The sequence below is a fragment of the Streptomyces chattanoogensis genome (assembly GCF_001294335.1).
GTDB classification, from domain to species: Bacteria; Actinomycetota; Actinomycetes; order Streptomycetales; family Streptomycetaceae; genus Streptomyces; species Streptomyces chattanoogensis.
Genome location: NZ_LGKG01000144.1, coordinates 1 through 16,424, shown reverse-complemented (window position 1 = coordinate 16,424; position 16,424 = coordinate 1). Strand labels below are relative to the sequence as shown.

At 68.2% G+C, this 16,424-nt stretch carries 15 protein-coding genes and 1 pseudogene; 9 read left to right on the top strand and 7 right to left on the bottom strand.

Annotation, left to right across the window (positions count from 1 at the left end; all coding sequences use genetic code 11):
* Positions 1 to 251: 251 nt before the first annotated feature.
* Positions 252 to 983, bottom strand: coding sequence for an SDR family oxidoreductase (locus ADL29_RS22165; RefSeq protein ID WP_053925359.1), 732 nt, complete (start codon positions 981 to 983; stop codon positions 252 to 254).
* A gap of 596 nt (positions 984 to 1,579) precedes the next feature.
* Here ADL29_RS22165 and ADL29_RS22160 point away from each other — a divergent pair.
* Positions 1,580 to 2,080 (top strand): hypothetical protein, encoded by a 501-nt coding sequence (locus tag ADL29_RS22160; protein ID WP_053925358.1) that lies wholly within the window; start codon positions 1,580 to 1,582, stop codon positions 2,078 to 2,080.
* A gap of 273 nt (positions 2,081 to 2,353) precedes the next feature.
* Here the strand turns inward: ADL29_RS22160 and ADL29_RS22155 are convergent, their stop codons facing one another.
* Entirely contained in the window at positions 2,354 to 2,761 is a 408-nt protein-coding gene (locus ADL29_RS22155) for a RidA family protein (RefSeq protein WP_053925357.1), read from the bottom strand.
* A 141-nt stretch (positions 2,762 to 2,902) separates the two neighbouring features.
* Here ADL29_RS22155 and ADL29_RS22150 point away from each other — a divergent pair, with 141 nt between their 5' ends.
* On the top strand, positions 2,903 to 3,283 hold the full coding sequence (locus ADL29_RS22150) for a winged helix-turn-helix transcriptional regulator (RefSeq protein WP_053925356.1): 381 nt from the start codon (positions 2,903 to 2,905) through the stop codon (positions 3,281 to 3,283).
* Between the two features lie 56 nt (positions 3,284 to 3,339).
* Here ADL29_RS22150 and ADL29_RS22145 read toward each other — a convergent pair whose 3' ends face one another.
* Positions 3,340 to 3,669, bottom strand: a complete 330-nt coding sequence (locus tag ADL29_RS22145; RefSeq protein WP_053925355.1) for a hypothetical protein — start codon at positions 3,667 to 3,669, stop codon at positions 3,340 to 3,342.
* A 44-nt stretch (positions 3,670 to 3,713) separates the two neighbouring features.
* Between ADL29_RS22145 and ADL29_RS22140 the strand changes: the two genes are divergently transcribed.
* The 6 genes and pseudogenes from ADL29_RS22140 (at position 3,714) to ADL29_RS41330 (ending at position 11,100) form a co-directional block, all read left to right on the top strand.
* A complete protein-coding gene (locus ADL29_RS22140) occupies positions 3,714 to 4,397 on the top strand; it encodes an SMI1/KNR4 family protein (RefSeq protein WP_245689580.1) in 684 nt (227 codons plus the stop codon).
* Positions 4,398 to 5,064: 667 nt separating this feature from the next.
* Entirely contained in the window at positions 5,065 to 5,394 is a 330-nt protein-coding gene (locus ADL29_RS22135) for a hypothetical protein (protein ID WP_053925354.1), read from the top strand.
* Positions 5,391 to 6,479 carry a WXG100 family type VII secretion target gene (locus ADL29_RS22130; protein WP_053925353.1) on the top strand — a complete coding sequence of 363 codons (1,089 nt, stop codon included), beginning with the start codon at positions 5,391 to 5,393 and terminating at the stop codon, positions 6,477 to 6,479. The genes ADL29_RS22135 and ADL29_RS22130 overlap by 4 nt, the downstream gene beginning before the upstream one ends.
* Entirely contained in the window at positions 6,476 to 7,840 is a 1,365-nt protein-coding gene (locus ADL29_RS22125) for a hypothetical protein (protein ID WP_157878545.1), read from the top strand. Before ADL29_RS22130 ends, ADL29_RS22125 begins: the two co-directional genes overlap by 4 nt.
* A 495-nt stretch (positions 7,841 to 8,335) precedes the next feature.
* The gene (locus ADL29_RS22120; protein ID WP_245689578.1) at positions 8,336 to 10,255 is read left to right on the top strand and encodes an NAD-binding protein; all 1,920 of its coding nucleotides are present in this window, start codon (positions 8,336 to 8,338) and stop codon (positions 10,253 to 10,255) included.
* Between the two features lie 291 nt (positions 10,256 to 10,546).
* Positions 10,547 to 11,100, top strand: a pseudogene (locus ADL29_RS41330) (transposase).
* Positions 11,101 to 11,123: 23 nt separating this feature from the next.
* On the opposite strand, the gene ADL29_RS22115 reads toward ADL29_RS41330, so the two are convergent.
* Entirely contained in the window at positions 11,124 to 11,963 is an 840-nt protein-coding gene (locus ADL29_RS22115; protein ID WP_053925351.1) for an NAD(P)H-binding protein, read from the bottom strand.
* Positions 11,964 to 12,484: 521 nt separating this feature from the next.
* Here ADL29_RS22115 and ADL29_RS42790 point away from each other — a divergent pair.
* Positions 12,485 to 12,604 (top strand): K(+)-transporting ATPase subunit F, encoded by a 120-nt coding sequence (locus tag ADL29_RS42790; protein ID WP_211274365.1) that lies wholly within the window; start codon positions 12,485 to 12,487, stop codon positions 12,602 to 12,604.
* A 36-nt stretch (positions 12,605 to 12,640) separates the two neighbouring features.
* On the opposite strand, the gene ADL29_RS22105 is transcribed toward ADL29_RS42790, so the two are convergent.
* The 3 genes from ADL29_RS22105 to ADL29_RS22095 all read right to left on the bottom strand — a co-directional run.
* On the bottom strand, positions 12,641 to 14,209 hold the full coding sequence (locus ADL29_RS22105) for a Na+/H+ antiporter (protein ID WP_053925349.1): 1,569 nt from the start codon (positions 14,207 to 14,209) through the stop codon (positions 12,641 to 12,643).
* Between the two features lie 568 nt (positions 14,210 to 14,777).
* Positions 14,778 to 15,230: a hypothetical protein gene (locus tag ADL29_RS22100; protein WP_342671175.1), complete on the bottom strand. Its 453-nt coding sequence runs from the start codon at positions 15,228 to 15,230 to the stop codon at positions 14,778 to 14,780.
* A 203-nt stretch (positions 15,231 to 15,433) separates the two neighbouring features.
* The coding region (locus ADL29_RS22095) for an APC family permease (RefSeq protein WP_483855166.1) at positions 15,434 to 16,424 on the bottom strand (991 nt) is incomplete at its 5' end.

Sequence of the window (16,424 nt, the reverse complement as noted above, 5' to 3'; positions counted from 1 at the left end):
ACGTTGTCACGTCGCGGAAGCGTGAACCAGTCATGAGTGTCACGAAGAGATCGTGAGAAATGCATGTCTTGTGTGAAGGTCTACAGCTGAGCCACCAACGGCCGTCTCGTGCTCCTTGTGCCGCGCTCTTCACACCGCCCCCCCACACCGGACAGGGGGTGAAGGAGACCCCCGCGCCCCCGCGGCCCGCCACCTCGGAACGGCTCTGTCCGCAGTTCCGTGAATCCCCGGGCCGGCGTGGGCCGGCCGGGTCAGGTGAGCCAGTCGGTGTAGTGGGTGGGGGCGATGCGTGCGTCGCCCTTGGTGGTGAGCACATCGCCGTCGACGGCGGCGAACATGCCGGCGGTGTCATCGGTCACGACCGTGCGGCCGTCGGGTCGGGCGTTCAGGGTGATCCGGCCGAGTTCGTCGAGGGGATGGACGTCGGGCCCGCCGACGTTGAGGGTTCCGTCCAGAGGCGTACCGGCGGCGACTTCGGCGACGGTGTCGGAGACGTCCTGGGCGGCGATCGGCTGGATTGGGGTGGTGGGCAGGCGGACGGTGTCGCCCTCGGTGGACATGGACATGATGGCGTCGATGAACTCCATGAACTGGGTGGCGCGGACGATCGAATAGGGGATCGGTCCGGCCTTGAGGATGTCTTCCTGCAAGGCTTTGGCGCGGTAGTAGGCGAGGTCGGGCACCTGGTCAGTGCCGACGATCGAGAGGATGACGAAGTGCCCCACCCCGGCCTTGTGGCCGGCGGCCAGGAGGTTGTCCATCGAGGTCTGGAAGAAGGCGGGAGAGGCATCGTCGAAGGTCGGGGAATTCGTCAGATTGACGACAGTGTCGGCTCCGGCCACCGCCTCCTCCAGGCCCTGGCCGGTGATCACGTCGACACCCGTGGACGGCGAGTGCGGCACGGCCTCGTGCCCGGCGGCGTTCAGCTTTTTCACGACCTGCGACCCGATCCGACCGGTACCGCCGATGACTGCGAACTTCATGGGTCACCCTTCGTCGCGCATCGATAGGTCATGCGTCCAGATTGCGGCGATACAGTGCACGGCGCACGCCGGCCCGTGCGCTCACGGGTATTGCCGGTGGCGCTGCGTGCTTACGGCATCGCTGATGGCAATCGACGCAAGGGTCATCCCTGGGAACGCTGGTGGTTGCTGCGCCCCCTTCCATGACCGGCTGTACACCAACTAGGCGGGCCCGCCCGAGAACGTCCCTCCGGAGGCGGTGCGGGCAGTCGAGTCCACCGCGACCACCGTCGGGGACGACGGACGGCCTCGAGGCCGTCGTCTCGACCAGGTCATGGCCGCCGCTGTGGGCGGACTTGCCCGAGCCTACGGAGCCCACTGACGCCAGGAGGTGCATTCGGCGTTCGTGGTGGCTGGCGTTCTCCGGCCGACACCGCCGCCGGTTGCTACGCGGCCCACGGGCCTCCAGCACACCAACTCCCTTGCTCGGACCGGCCTGCAAACGACTGACGGCATTCGCGCTCTTCGCCGTCGGCGCAGCACCGCTTCTCCCCAAACACCTCGCCCATTGAGATGACGTCCAACGACGAGGCGCACGGCTGTTCCGTTCGCCCGCCGTGCAGGAGGGCCCCAAGAGCGCTTTCTTCGATCTCCCCGAGCCCCGTCGGGTTCTGCTGGGCGAGTATCCGCTGTGGGACGAGGCTCTCGCCCTTGTCAACCGGGATCTTGCGGTGACCTTGCCGGATCAGGGGCTTCTGCAACTGATGGGACTTCCCCCGTGCAACGAGGGCGAGCCCGAGAACGTCTACATGGCCCTGGCCAACGGTGAGTGGCACGGCAATGTCTTGGAGCCGGATTCGGCGGACGACCCTGTCCTCGCCCTGATGGCCGTCGCCGACGCCGCGCAGGAGACTGTCACCGAGTGTGTCTGGCAGGCGTGGCCTCTGTGTGGCGAGCACGGCCTCGGCATGCATCCGCGTGAGGCGGACGGGCAGCCCTCCTGGTGGTGCGCGGGTGGGAACCGGCAGGGACCGGCTCACATCCGTGTGGCCGTGGGCGGCCTCGACAGCCTCGTCCGCCCACGCCGGCCCCACCGCAAGCGTCGGGGTGAAGGCTGATTGTCTGCTTCACCGCAGACGCAGCGAGCCGCCGTGACGTGACAAGCGCCGCACCGGTTGGTACGGCTCGTTCAGTAGCCGCTCCAGACGATCCCAGGGCTCGCCCACCACGATGCACGACGATGCCCCACGCCGCGCAGGATGTTCAACTGCCGCCCCGTGCCATCAGGACCGATCCACCTGACTGCGTGAGGACTTGTTCGGTCGATCACGTGTGGATGCGACTGGGCGCGCTCTGGCCACTTCGGTGCTCGATGGGCGAAGAGCATCTGTTCAGTCGAGGACTGCGATGGCTTCGATCTCGACCAGATGGTCGGGTACGTCCAGTGCCGCTACGCCCAGCAGCGTGGCTGGCGGGACCGGGGTGACCCCCAGCTTCGCGGCCGCCCGGGATATCCCCTCCAAGAGCGGAGGCATCTTGTCGGGGGTCCAGTCGACGACGTGGACGGTCAGCTTCGCCACGTCGTCGAAGGAACCCCCGGCCTCGGCCAGGGCGGTGGCGATGTTGAGGTAGCACTGCTCGACCTGCGTGGCGAGGTCGCCTTCGCCGACCGTGACCCCGCCGGCATCCCAGGCGACCTGCCCGGCGACGAAGACCAGTTTCGACCCGGATGCGATCGACACCTGCCGGTAGACGTCGATCTCGGGCAATCCTGTGGGGTTCACCAGGGTGATGGCCATGTTGCCTGCCTCCTTGTCGGGAGCCCGTGGGCTCGCTGCCACCGGACCAAGACGCCTCTTGGTCTCTTGTGGTTACTTGGAAACCGTAGGAGAGTGGCCGCTGGCATGGAAGAACGCACTTTTCAGTGACTGGGGAACCTGGTGGGAACCAAGCAGTTCAGCGGCTCGCCCGAGGACGCGGACCTGAGGCGTGCGGACTCTCTGGCGCGGGAGATCTTCTCGGACGTCGCCAACAAGTGGGCGCTCCTGATCATCGAGGCCCTGGGGGAGCGCACCTTGCGCTTCAGCGAGCTGCGGAACGAGATCGAGGGCATCAGCCACAAGATGCTCACCCAGAATCTGCGCATGCTGGAGCGCAACGGTCTTGTCGAGCGGACGGTGCACCCCGTCGTGCCGCCACGGGTCGACTATGCCCTCACCGAGCCGGGCCAGGCCCTGCGGGTGACGATCGACGGACTGTGCGACTGGACCCACCGGTACCTCGGCCACATCGAGACCTCCCGCCACCGGTTTGACGCCTGACAGGGCGATTGCATCGCTACCCGCCAACCCTGGGCGGGAGTGGCCAACTGGCGTGCTCAGCCCCAGCGGAGCCCGATGATGAGGGCCGCAGCGGTAGCGGCGCCGAGGCAGACGTAGCCGCGCAGCGGACCGCCCTGCGCCGCACCATGCCCGGCGGGCCGGGCCGCGGGGCGGGCATGACGTTCACCGGGACCGCGAGCCACATCAAGCACCACCTCGGCCTCGGCGGCCGCAGCAACCAGCTCTTCACCGACGACGCTGTCGCCCTCCTCCACACCACATCGCGCGGCTTCCCCTGCGCGGTCAACAACCTCTGCCTGCAACCCCTCGTCGCCCACCTTCGCTGCCGGCAAGTCCCTCGTCGGCGAGAAAGCCGCCCAGTCCACCGTCGCCGAAGTCCTCGACTGACATTCCACACCCTCGAAACTCGATGTCGGTGGCGCCGGATACCGTGCACCCGCCGATGCACAACACTGGAGGGGACATGCCGTCTCAAGGAACGATGCTCGCCGCACTCACGGTGGTGATGCCGCCCCATGACGGGGCCGATGAGCAGGTGGACTGGGATGCGATTCAGCGGGCTTGGGGAGTCGGCTTCCCCTCCGACTACATCGCCTTCATGAGCACCTACGGAGCCGGCGGCATCGACGGCGCGTTGAGCGTTGTGCCGCCCGAAGCGAGCACGCAGCCGGCCGACAGTCCTGACCTTGGGGGCATGGCGGCCGAGACAGCCAACATGCGGCACATGTGGGAGTCCGAAGGAGGACCGGACGAGGTCGATGCCGGACCTGATTCCGTCGTCGCTTGGGGCGTCAGCTGCGGAGCCGACATCCTCGGCTGGCTGACCGTTGACCACGACCCCAACAAGTGGCCCGTTGTCGTGTGGGAACGGCACGGCCGGCCCCACTGGAAAATCTACGACTGCGGAATGACGGAGTTCCTTCGACGCCTGTTCACCAAGGGCTTCGACGAGTGCCCGCTCAGCGACGCCTCCCTCTGGGGAGAGCCCTCTCCGCACTTTGTCCACTGGCGCGAGGAACGACGACGATGGGAGTCCGGCGTCGACCCCTACACAGGCGAACCCGACCCGTACTTCGGCATGAAGTTCGGCTGATTGCACCTCGGCACCTTGCCGACGACCGCGACACCTCGCCGACAAACGCCCCGCTGGGACCACCCCCGTGGGGCGATCTTGTTCTCGGTGATCGGCACCTTCAGGGCCGGTCCCGTCGGCATTTTCAGCGTCGCCCCACACACCCGGCGCCGGCCGGCACGGCGAAGCGGGTGCGGGACATCAGGCTCTCCTCGGTGACATGTGCCCCGGCCCCCCGAACAGTGGATCTCAGCCGGTGACCTGCCTGCGACGCCACCGGAACCTGTCCGGGGCATTCCGCTTCGGGAGCGGACATTCCGCATCTCCTCATGTCCCCGCGGCCGGAAGGCGCTCAAGGGCGACCATGGCGGCGTCGTCGCTCAGGGATCCGCCGGGTTGAGCCATCAGATTCCTGCCACGCGGCCGCCCGTAAATGCAGGGGAGTCCGGCCGATGGATGCCCGAGCGCGCAAGTACGCGACAAGCGGGACGGCGAAGCCACCAGCCCTGCCGCGCCCCTCAACCCCCTGCATAAAGAGCCCAACAAGAACGCGACAAGAAAACTTCCGGCCAGACTTGCGGTGATCATCACTCCTTAAGCTCGATCAGCACGACGGTTCCTCACCACCATGTCGGCGCCACGCCCGCGCCATGCCGTCGGTCATTTCGGGAGTGATAAGGGGTGACTCATGTCAAAAAACGAGTCGTTAGTGGATGCGGCGGCTCTCTCCAGGCTGTCGAAGAGTTTCGAGAGCCATGGGTCGGACCTGGAGAGCTATATCAAGGAATTCCAGGGGAAGACCGATGCCGAGGTCATTCATGACGGATTCGGCGTCCTCACCGAATCCGAGGAGGTCACCTCCGCATACATCGAGATGTCCACCGACATGGTGGACACGCTGAACGAACTGCGGAAGCACCTCGATCAGCTCAGCCAGGGACTGCGCCAGGTCCAGCAGAACGCCACGGTGACGGACGAGTCCCTGTCGACCGGTTTTGACCAGGGGCGTCACGCATGAGCGGTGACGAGTCCGTAGCGGAGCAGGTCTTCGAGGCCGGCCTGGAGATCATCAATCCCGGCGGCGATCCGGACACCCTCCGCTCGGCCGCCAAGGGCTGGCGGGACCTCCACGACAACCTCCAGTCCATGTTCCAGGCGCTGGACCGCGATGTACAGCGGACCCTGGATTCCGGCTGGCGGGGCCCGGCGGCCGACTCCTTCGCGGAACACTGGAAAAACCTCAACGCGGGGATGGAGAAAACCCTGCCGCAATTGCCGCAGGCGGCAAAGGGTCTCGACGACGCGGCGGACGCCATCGAGGAGATCAACGACGAGATCCACAAGATCTACCTGGAGATCGGTATCTCCATCGGCGTCTCGGTCGGCATGTCATTTCTGACTATGGGATTCTCGGCGGCCGCGGGGGCCGCCCGAGCCGCCCAGCTCGCCACGAAGGCCGCCAAGCTCGCGAAAACTCTGGGCACTCTTCTGGCGAAGGCCGGCAGACTTTTCAAGGGGATCCAGCAGCTGGCGAAGCACCGCTTTTTGAAGAACGTCCTGGTGAACTGGGCCAGCAATACCGGCGGTACCGTCATCACCAACGTCGCCACCGGACAGGAAACCAACCTGTGGGACGCGACGTGGCAAGGCGGGCTCTCGGCCCTGGCCGGTACCGGCCCTGGGCTCGCCGCCGCCCGCAAAATAGGCGGCACAGCGGGCACACTGGGCGGTGATGTCGTGGGCGGCGCCGTGGGAAGCGTGACCGGCGGGTTCGCCGTCGACGTGGCGAAGAACTACGACAACGATCCGTTGAACGACGTCTCACCGGGCGACATGGTCTGGGACGGAATGGTCAACGGGGCCGGCGGCGCCGCGGGAGGTGCCGCCGTACACGGTGCGAACACACAGCTGCCACCCGGCCGGGAGGGCCCGCACTTCGCGATTGAGGGTATTGCCCAGGGAGGCGCCTATGGCGGCGCCGGAGCTGTCGGCTACGAACTGCACCAGGCCATGTTTCCCCCTGGGGAGGACGAGACGGAGAGCAAGGCTGCCGACGCGCCACAGGGCCCGAAGAAGGGGTCAGTAAAGGACGTTTTCGGGTGAGAGAGCGGGACCTTGGAACAGCTGTGGCGCCGGTCCTGGCATGGGCCGGTGCCGCGGCGTTCCTGATCTGTTTGCTGGTACGGAAAGTCGCGCCGTATCCGCGCTGGGATCTGCTGGCCTGTCTGGGGTTCTCCGCAGTGGCGTTCCTGGCGTGGTGGCTGCGGGCGACCGGGCGGTGGCGGTCCCGGCTGGGAAGGGACGTACCCCCGGCGCTCGGGCTGAAGGCGGGCCGACGATGGTGGCCATCGATGCGCAACCTGTACGCGGCCCTCGCGGGCTTCACCCTGTTCATCCCTTTTGCGCTGCTGATTTTCTCGGCATCGGACAACACCCCCCAACTGGCCGCCATCACCCGCCACCACTACCGCTTCGCCCCCGTCACGATCATGAAGATCCATCACTCGTACCGGAATCAGTCCAAGACCGGCACGACGTACAGATCCCTTGTCACCGTCGAGGCCCCGGGAGACGGCAAGGACGGCAAGGCACTGCGCCTGAAAGGGACGGTGACCACATCCGACCGGCTGACCAGCGGTCACCGGCTGACGGGCGGACTCTACGCCCCGGATGCCCCGTCCCTGGGAATCATCCTGACCAACCGTCTGCAGCTCGCCTCCCTCCTGGGAGGCCCGACTTCACCGGGCGAGATGGGGGGTCTGGCACTTTTCAGCGTCGTCCCCCTCGCCGTCTTCCTCATCAGCGCAAAGGGCAAGTCGGAACCGATGACTCCCGAGTCTGTGCTCGGCGACGCACCAGGGCGCAGGCTGCGCGTCCATATCGCGGGTGCAACCGCTGGACAATGCCGCACGGCACCCGATCCCAAGAAGCCCTCACAAGGCCCCCGGACCGAGCTGTCCCCCGCCCTGCGCCTCTCGTCCCCCGAAGGCCGCCGTGACCTGTACATCGACCGGTGCCTCGACCCGCAAGCCCTCGCCGCAGCCCTCGAAGGGCGGGCAGGGTGGCTCTACTGGGCACCGAAGGCGGAGGATCCGCCGGACTGGTGCGTCGATTCCCTGCTCGTCCTCGACGACGACCGGTATGTCTACGGAGTGACTCCCCCGGGAAGTGCTGCGGACGCGCGTCAGGGCGAGCCGGTGGACCTGCCACTCCCGGATGCCCGCCCGTTGCGAGCAGTGGGGCCGTATGCGCTGTGGCAGCCGGCCGTGCACGGACCGGGGATGTACGGCTTCGGGCTCGGCTTCCTCGCCGTATGCCTGATCGTCGCGGGGGTCGGCTACGACGGCGGGCCCCTGTTCGGCATGTGCTGTGCCGCCGCCGTGGGAGGACCGGTGGCGGGTCTCCTGCTGATCCAGCGCCGACGCGCGGTCTGCCTGCGGCGGTTGGCAGACGAGGCCGGCTGAGACGGCGTAAAGAGCCCCCGGCCCGCGGCAACCATGGTGACAAAGGGGAAGGACGTATTCGAGTGAAGGACATATTCGGGTGAGGGAACGAGATCGCGTGGTGGCGGCCTGCTCGTTGTTCACCGGTCCCGCTCCGGCCGGCCGCCTCGGCCTGCCGCCCGGCAGCGGTGGACGAGCGCCACCGTCATTGCGCTCGCCCAGGCCCCGAGCCACCCGCTTGATCGGCCGGGCCCGTACGTCGCCGGCCGCGAACACCCCTGGCACGCTGGTCTCCAGCCGAAGGGTGTCGTGTTCCAGCGGCCGGGTCGAAGAGGCAGTTGGCTTGCCGAGACGCACGAAGTCAGGGCCCCGGTGAGGGCGTCGCTCCGCCCCATGGTCCGTCGGATGCCGGCCGCTGACCGTTTGAGAGACCCGCGGGCCCCTCCTTACGCAACTTTGACGCCGAACTGTTGTGCGCACCGGAACCGCGCGCCCCGCCCCGGCAATCTTGACGACGTGACGTCAACTCTCCACCTGCATATGCCGTTTGGGCAGCGCTCCCAGCACATGGTGATCTGCGGTGACGACGGGCTCGCGCACCGGCTCGCGGTGACGCTGGACGCGGTGTGCGGTGAGGCGGTCACCGTCGTGCTGCCCTCGCGGCGCGAGGGACATGCGCCGGAGATCGCCGCGCTGCACCGCGATCCGCAGTCGCCGGTGGAGCTGCTCGTGGCCGCCCGTCCGGACGAGCAGACGCTGCGCGCCGCGGGCGTGGAGCAGGCGGCCGCACTCGCGCTCACCTACCGCGACGACCAGGTCAATGTCACCGCCGCGCTGCTGGCCCGTACCCTCAACCCGACGATCCGCCTGGTCATCCGGATGTACAACCGGGAGCGCGGTAAGCATCTCGAACGGCTTCTGGACCGTGCGGTGTTGGCGCTGGGGCGGACCGAAGACACGGTGCTGGACATGTCCACCACCGTGCTGTCCGACACCGATACCGCGGTGCCCGAGCTGGTTTCGGCCGCCGCGGTGGGTCAGGGGCACACGCTCCAGGTGGAGGGCCAGGTCTTCCGCGGCGTGGTCCGCCCCGCCCGCACCCCGCTCCGCTCCGCCGACCTGGCCACGCTTGCCGTACTGTCCGGCGCTCATCAGGACGACCCGGCCAGTGAGGACAGTCCTGAGACGCCGGGGGAGGAGGGCACTCAGCTGCTGCCCGACACGTTCACCGCCTACCACCGGCAGTTCACCCACGGCCGGCTGATGCTGGAGGAGGTGACCCACCATCATCCTCCCGAGGCGCCGCAGCGCGACCGGCGCAGTTATGGTGCCTGGCTGCGCGATCGGCTGGCGCATCTGCCGTGGACGGTGTTCCTGTCCCGCGAGATCATCGCCGTCTTCGGTGCGCTGGCCGCGATCGTGGCGATTCTGGCCGTGGCCACCGTGCTGGCCGAGCCCGGGCCGCTGTGGAAGTCGGTGTATCTGCCGCTGCTGGACATCTTCACCATGGGTGACCCGGCGACGGACGAGTCCCCGGCCCGCCGGGTGCTCCAGCTCATCGCCGGATTCGTCGGCCTGGCCGTACTGCCGCTCGTCGTGGCCGCCACCATGAACGCCACCGAGGCCTTCCGGAAAGCCTCCGTAGGGCATCCGCCCGCCGAGGACCTGGCCGACCACATCGTGCTCGTCGGGCTCGGCAAGATCGGCACCCGAGTGCTCGCCCAACTGCGCACCACCGAGCACCGCGTGGTGGTCATAGAACGCGATCCGCAGGCCCGCGGCGTCGCCCTCGCCCGGGAACTCGACGTCCCCCTGCTTCTCGAGGACGCCGGCGCCCCCGGTGTCCTCGACCGGGCGCGCATCCGGCAGAGCAAGTCGTTGCTGGTGCTCACCCGCGACGACGGCGAGAACCTCGACATCGTGATGGCGGCACGCGAGAGCAACCCCCGGGTGCGGGTGGTGATGCGGCTCTACGACGACGACTTCGCCGCCACCGTCTCCCGCACGATGCGCGCCTCCTACCCCGACGCCACCACCCGCAGCCGCAGCGTCTCCGCGATGGCCGCACCCGCCTTCGCCGCCGCCATGATGGGCCGTCATGTGCTGGGCATCATGCCGGTCGAGCGCGGCTCGCTCCTCTTCACCACCGTCGATGTCGCCGGACACCCGGAGCTGGAGGGACGGTCCATCCACCAGGCCTTCCGCGAGAACGAATGGCGCGTCCTGGCCGTCGGCCCGGCGACCACACCGCAATCATCGGGCCCGTCCGACACGCTCGGCGGCGGGCTCCGCCTCGACCGGCCGGGGTTCGACTGGCGCCCGTCGCACGGCCGGACCCTGCGCGCCGGTGACCGGGTCGTGGTGGCATCGACCCGGCGGGGTCTGGACTTCCTGATGACGGGGGTGCAGCCGCATCCGGCAGACCCGCGTACGTGAGCGGCGTCGGCTTCTTGGTCGCCTGCCCGACCGTCTCGGGAGCCGGGCCACCGTTATGAGGTGACCGCGGCGGGAAGGTCGCACTCTCCGGTGAGCTTCCGTAGGTCTCCCTGGGGTGCGTAAAACCGAGTCGAATTCCGTAGCGGGCCACTGGTCAGCACCTCCTGGTCATCCGCAAGGGAACTTAGAGGTCGAGCAGACAGGGGGGCGGGTGGGGCCAGCCAGCAGATGGGACAGGTACGGATTCTGTGATCATGGAGTTGCCACGCTCTGTGATCATCGGGTAGACCTGTGCCTGCGCTGCCGTCATGGCTGACCGAACCCCTATGGGAGCAATTCGCCGCCCCGCTGCCGCAGCGATCCGAGTTCGATCCGGCCCATCCGTTGGGTTGTCACCGACGCCGGATCAGCGACCGGACCGTCTTCGACAAGCTGCTGCAAGTCCTTCGCTTCGGCTGCTCCTACGAGGCGATCGCGGACTCCGCTTGCTCGGCCACCACCATCCGCAACCGCCGCGACGAGTGGATACTGCTGGGGCTGTTCGCCGGGCTGAAGCAGATCGCGCTCGACGCCTACGACCGCATCGTCGGTCTCGTCCTCGACCAGATGGTCGGATCGCCCGCAAGGGGACCAAGGCGCCAGTCCAGGCCACCCAGCGGTGGCACATCGAGCGCACCCACGCCTGGCAGAACGCCTTTCACCGACTCGTACGCTGCTACGAACGCCGGATCAACGTCATCGAAGCCTACTTCGACCTCACCGACACGATCATCACCGTCCGCAATCTCATCCGCCGAGCCTGGACCACCCACCGCTGGGACACACGCCCCTGCCGTCGGCCATGACCGACACCTAGCTGAGCGACTTCTTAGCGGAACGCGTCGGCGTGGTCCGCCACCCAGGCGCGGAACGGACGGGGTGGGTATCCCGTGATGTGTTCGAGGTCCGGCGAGGGAAGCTCGGGCTCGGTGACCTGCAAGGCCATGGTGGCGAGCACAGCGTCAGCCAGCTCGTGCGGCCATGTGCGGAGCATCATCCGCCGGGCCTCCTCCAGCGGGGTCTCCTCGTAGCGCACCGGGCGGCCGATCACCGCGCCGATCGTCTCCGCTCGCTGCTCGTGCGTCAGAGGCTCGGAGCCCGTCAGGAAGTACGAGGCCCCGTCATGGCCGTCGTCCAGGAGTGTATGGACGACGGCCTCGGCGACGTCGCGGTCGTCGATCAGTGGCCGGGCAGCCTTGGCATATGGGCCGCGTACGACGCCTTCGGAGCGAATCGCCTCGGCCCAGCGCAACGTCATATGAGCTGGCATGCACGGGCGCAGGATTGTCCAGGGCACCCCCGAGCCGCGCACCCGATCCTCCAGTGCGCGGTGGAAGTCCGCGTGGGAGGCGTTGTGGGTGGTGGCGGGGGCGCCCTCACGCAGGCCGTGCGACGAGCTGAGCACAATCCGCCCGGAGTGCTCGGCCAGGGCCTCCACGACGGCCGGCGCGTTCTGGGGAGCGGTGAAGCGACCGGCCGCACGGTCGTAGGGCCAGGTCAGGAATGCGGCCCGCACGCCGCCGAGCTCGTTCAGGCGGGCTGCCAGCCTGTCCGGGTCGGTCACCTCGCCGGTGACCGGCTCGACGGAGTAGGGAAGGGAGCTGAGGATGTGCTGTGCCAGCTCGCTTGCGAGGGCGTCCGGGAACAGCAGTACGTGGCGCTGAGTCATGATCAGAACGCTAGGAACTGAACCTTGGTTGAGGTCAACGCCGGGATGCCAAAGTGACATCCGGGGCCCGGGTGCGTCTGAGATCTGCGAATCCGTGAGCACGGTCGGCTGGCCCCACCCGCCCCCCTATCTGCGCGACTTCTTACTTGTCGTCAATCTCCGGCGACAACGAGCGGGCATTCCCCTTACCGCGGAGTCGCCGGAGTCCGAGAAAGACCAGTACTACATAGGCGATCAGAGCGAGTCCGCTCATTCCCGCAAGCAGCCGCTGCCACCAGGACCATCCCATGGCTCCGAGTGCTCCGGCGAGCAGGAGCGTGGGTGCGAGCAGGAAGAAGAGAAGGGTCCTGATCGGGTCCGGGCCCCAGGGCCACGCGGCCGCCACAGGTGTCCTTCAGCCGAGCACAGACGCCGTACGAATTCCGTCAGGGAACCGGCGTCGGTGTTCGTGTGGCATCGCCTCGGCCTACACGGTGGAGTCGGTCGGTCGGGCTGTGCGGAGCACTGAGGAGGTCCGTGATGTGCGGGGCGATGATGTCGGCGGTGGTGTCGTGAGCGTGGAGCGGATCGTGGGGCTGCTGGTGGCGGTGTCACTTGTTGGGCTTCTGGTGGTCGGCGTCAAGTTCCCGGACCGGTTTTGAGGTTGTCTTCTGGGATCGGTGCCGTACTCGCTTGAGTCACTCGTCGCCGAGTCCGGCGTCTTCGAGATCCAGTTTGCGTTGCAGTCGGCGCCGGGTGAGGTCGCTGATGTGGTTGTCCGCGTACAGGCATTGGAGTGTGGCGGTTTCGGCGGCTATCACGGTGCGGCGGAGTTCCCGGTAGCCGGGGGCGGAGGACGAGGAGGAGGGCGCCGTGTCGTCGTCCTGGTCGGCGTCGGCCTGGTCAAGGCGGGCCAGCAGCCCGCGGCGCAGCTGATCGATGAGGGTGACAGGTGCGGCCTCGGCGGCCTCCAGCTCGTCCAGGCGGTCCAGCCCGGCCTTGGCGAGGCCGGCGCGGGCGCGGGCCTCTTCGCGGGCGGTGTGCTCCGGTTCCAGTGCGATCTTGGACCAGCGGACCACCGGGGCGAGGGTGAAGCCCTGCAGGACGAGGGTGAAGACGACGACGCCGGTGGTGAGGACCAGGATCAGCGGGCGGTGCGGCAGTGGGCTGCCGTCGTCGGCCGTCAGGGGGATGGACAGGGCGGCGGCCAGTGGCATCACGCCCCGGGTGCCGGCCCAGGAGACCACCGCGGGGATGCGCCAGGTGACCGCGCCGTTGCCGCGACGGCGCTGCATGACGGCGGAGAGGGGGACGACTCCGAGGAGCCGTACGGAGATCACGGTGGCGGCCACCGCGAGCACACCGAGCGGCCAGCCGTGCTCGTCGGAGGCCAACTGCCGTACAAGTGCCGGTAGTTCGAGTCCTATGAGGGCGAAGACGACGCTCTCCAGCAGGAAGACCACGGTGCCGTAGACGGCGTGCACCTGGAGCCGGTTGGTGGCGTTGGTGAGCTTGTGGCCGGTGCTGCCGAGCACCACGCCCGCGACCACGACCGCGGTGACGCCGGAGGTGTGCAGGTCCTCGGCCAGTATGTAGGCGGCGTACGGCGTGACCAGGGCGATCACCGTCTCCAGTATCGGGTCCTCGGTCCGCCGCCGGATCAGCGCCACCGCACCCGCGACGCCGCCGCCGATCAGCGCTCCGCCGCCGCCCAGCACCAGGAACTGACCGCCGGCCGCGGGCAACGTCACCGCATGCGCCGCTACCGCGGTGCCCGCCGCGACCTTGAAGAGTACAAGGCTGGTGGCGTCGTTGAAGAGGCTTTCGGACTGCACGAGCACCTGGATGCGTGGCGGCAGCGCGATCTTGCGTCCCAAGGCGGTGACTGCCACCGGATCGGTGCTGGCCAGCACCGCGCCCAGGACGAAGGCCATGGTGGTGTTGAGGGGGGTGACTGCGGAGGCCACGGCGCCGACGGCTGCTGCGGTGGCCAGTACGAGGCCGAAGGCGAGGACGGTCACGGGCCGCCACACCACGCGCAGTTCGCGCCACGGGATCTCCTCGGCGGATGCGTACAGCAGCGGCGGCAGCACGACCACGCTGATGATTTCGGGCGTCACCTGGACATCCGGAGCCCACGGCAGCAGCCCGATGAGCAGGCCGCCGACGACCAGGAGCGAGGGGGCGGGAATGCGCCAGTGACGGGCGCCCGTGGCCACCAAAGTGGCGAACACGACGAGAAGAAGGAGGGCAGTAAGGTCGGTCACGTACTCGTCTCTCGATGGCTTCGGCTATACCTGAACCGCCGCCGACCAGACTTCCCGGCACTCCGCAAGGAAATCTACGGGGTGTTGTCGGGTTACTGCCACAGTCTTAACGCCTTGTGACGGACTCCGACCTGGGCGCCGGCTCCCCGCACGTGTCTGTCACCCCGGCCCGGGATGCTGCCCGACCGGCCGTCGGCAGGACGGGTCGGGGGGCAGCGCCAGTACGGCCAGCCCCCTTCGCCATCCGATGCAAGGCTCATCGGATGCTGGTGCGTGCCGCGGCATGCGGGCCAGGCACGGCTACCGTCGATCTGCTGCAGGTTTTCGAGGATGAGTGCCTGTGTGGGGAAGGCGAGGGATCTGTGGTCGTGTAGCTCAAGTCGTTCAGCGGCATGCGCAGCGGCAGGCCCGCCAGGGCGGTGACGCCGAGTGCGAGGAGTGCGCCGATCGCAGAGCGCATGCAGCTCGGCGACACTTCCCCGGCAGCCGTGGTTCTGGTGTGCCGCCACATGTCCCTGTCCCCCGTGTGCCGCACCTGCCTGCCCGCCTCGTGCGCGCACCCTAGCGCTCACAACAGACCGGAAGCTGTGAGCACCGCCCGCGCTTCCTGCCCGTCGATCCGGTCCGTCAACTCCTGTAGCACCTGCGTGCCGTGGCGCAACGTTCCGCTCGCCAGCGAGCGACGGGCGCCGGCATCGAGCAGGTGCCAGATCAGCGGATTGGCTTCCAGGACACGAGGATCCAGTTCCAGCCAGCGCCCGTGCGTATCCCGCAGCACGAGGTGCGCGGCGATTCCGCCGGACCGCCGCACGGAGACCAGCGCGTCGATACGCACCCGGCGTTCGCGCACGAGGCCGCGTACCGCCAGCCACCCGTCGCCCGCGGTCACGCGTGACGGCAGGAAGACAGCGAGGACGCCGACGCCGAGAACGGCCCAGAGCGCGGCGCGGGGCAGCGTGAGGCTGCCCTCGCCCCAGTCGAGCATCATGAGCAGGCCGACGAACGCCAGGGTGTAGTGCACGGCGCGTCGCACATCCGCGCGCCAGTGGCGGTCGACGGCTGTGTCCGGCCGTCCGGCGTGCGATGCCGCGGCGGGAGCGGTTCGCCGTCCCATGCCGCCGACACTAGGCAGGAGGCGCGAGGGCGCCGCCTCTCCTGTCATTTCCCTGACACAGGGCCCGCCATCTTTAACGCTTTCTTGACGTGACGGCGCTGTGTGCGCCGTCAGCCGACGTGGACGCGGGGGCGGCGGGTGGGATCGGGTTCGGCCTCGCGGAGGACCTCGCGGGTGACGGGGGCGACTTCACCCTGGCCGAAGAGGAAGAAGCGGAGGAACTGGGCGAAGGGGTTGCCTTCGGTCCATTCGAAGTAGATGTGCGGCCGCTGTCCCGTCGTATCGCGTACGTGCAGCAGGAAGGCGGCGAGGGCGTTGGAGATGGTGGAGCTCTCCAGGCACAGGACGCGGTAGCGGCCGTGCAGGACCTCGCCGCGGACCCGCAGCTCGCTCTCGAACTCGGAGGGGTCGCCGACGGTGACCTCGACGAAGATGACGTCGTCGGCGGCGGGGACGTCGTTGTCGGTACGGATCTGCTGAATCTTGTCGCGGTATTCGGCCACGTCCCGCTGGTCGGGCTCGTTCGCGATGAAGCGGATCTTGCGGTGGGAGATGTCGCGGATGAAGCGCTCGGCCATGTCGTCGAGCACGACGCTGGTCACCCGCAGCTCGAAGGCGCGGGCGAGGCGGGAGAGGAACGAGACGAGGATGATGCCGGCGATGAAGCAGGCACCGATCTTCACACCGTCGGGACGTTCGATGGCGTTGGCGACGGTGACGTAGAGGAAGATCAGGGAGATGATGGCGAAGCCGAGGGTCCAGCCGCGCTGGCGGGCGCGGCGGGCGGCGATGGTCACGGCGATCGCGGCCGAGCTCATCAGGACGAGCACACCGGTGGCGTAGGCACCGCCCTGGGCGTCGACATCGGCGTCGAAGATCCAGGTGACGAGGAAGGCGACGAGGGTGAAGACCAGCACCATGGGGCGGACCGCGCGTGCCCAGTGGGGGGCCATGCCGTAGCGCGGCAGGTACTGCGGCATCAGGTTCAGCAGGCCGGCCATGGCGGAGGCGCCGGCGAACCAGAGGATGGCGATGGTGGAGATGTCGTAGACGGTGCCGAAGGCGTTGCCGAGGTACTCATGGGACAGGTAGGCCAGCGCG

Bases quoted from the DNA above. Each gene is read 5' to 3' on its own strand.
- ADL29_RS22130 (WP_053925353.1), top strand. From the start codon at position 5,391: ATGAGCGGTGACGAGTCCGTAGCGGAGCAGGTCTTCGAGGCCGGCCTG.
- ADL29_RS22115 (WP_053925351.1), bottom strand. From the start codon at position 11,963: ATGACTCAGCGCCACGTACTGCTGTTCCCGGACGCCCTCGCAAGCGAG.
- ADL29_RS22155 (WP_053925357.1), bottom strand. From the start codon at position 2,761: ATGGCCATCACCCTGGTGAACCCCACAGGATTGCCCGAGATCGACGTC.
- ADL29_RS22140 (WP_245689580.1), top strand. From the start codon at position 3,714: ATGTCGGTGGCGCCGGATACCGTGCACCCGCCGATGCACAACACTGGA.
- ADL29_RS22135 (WP_053925354.1), top strand. From the start codon at position 5,065: ATGTCAAAAAACGAGTCGTTAGTGGATGCGGCGGCTCTCTCCAGGCTG.
- ADL29_RS22165 (WP_053925359.1), bottom strand. From the start codon at position 983: ATGAAGTTCGCAGTCATCGGCGGTACCGGTCGGATCGGGTCGCAGGTC.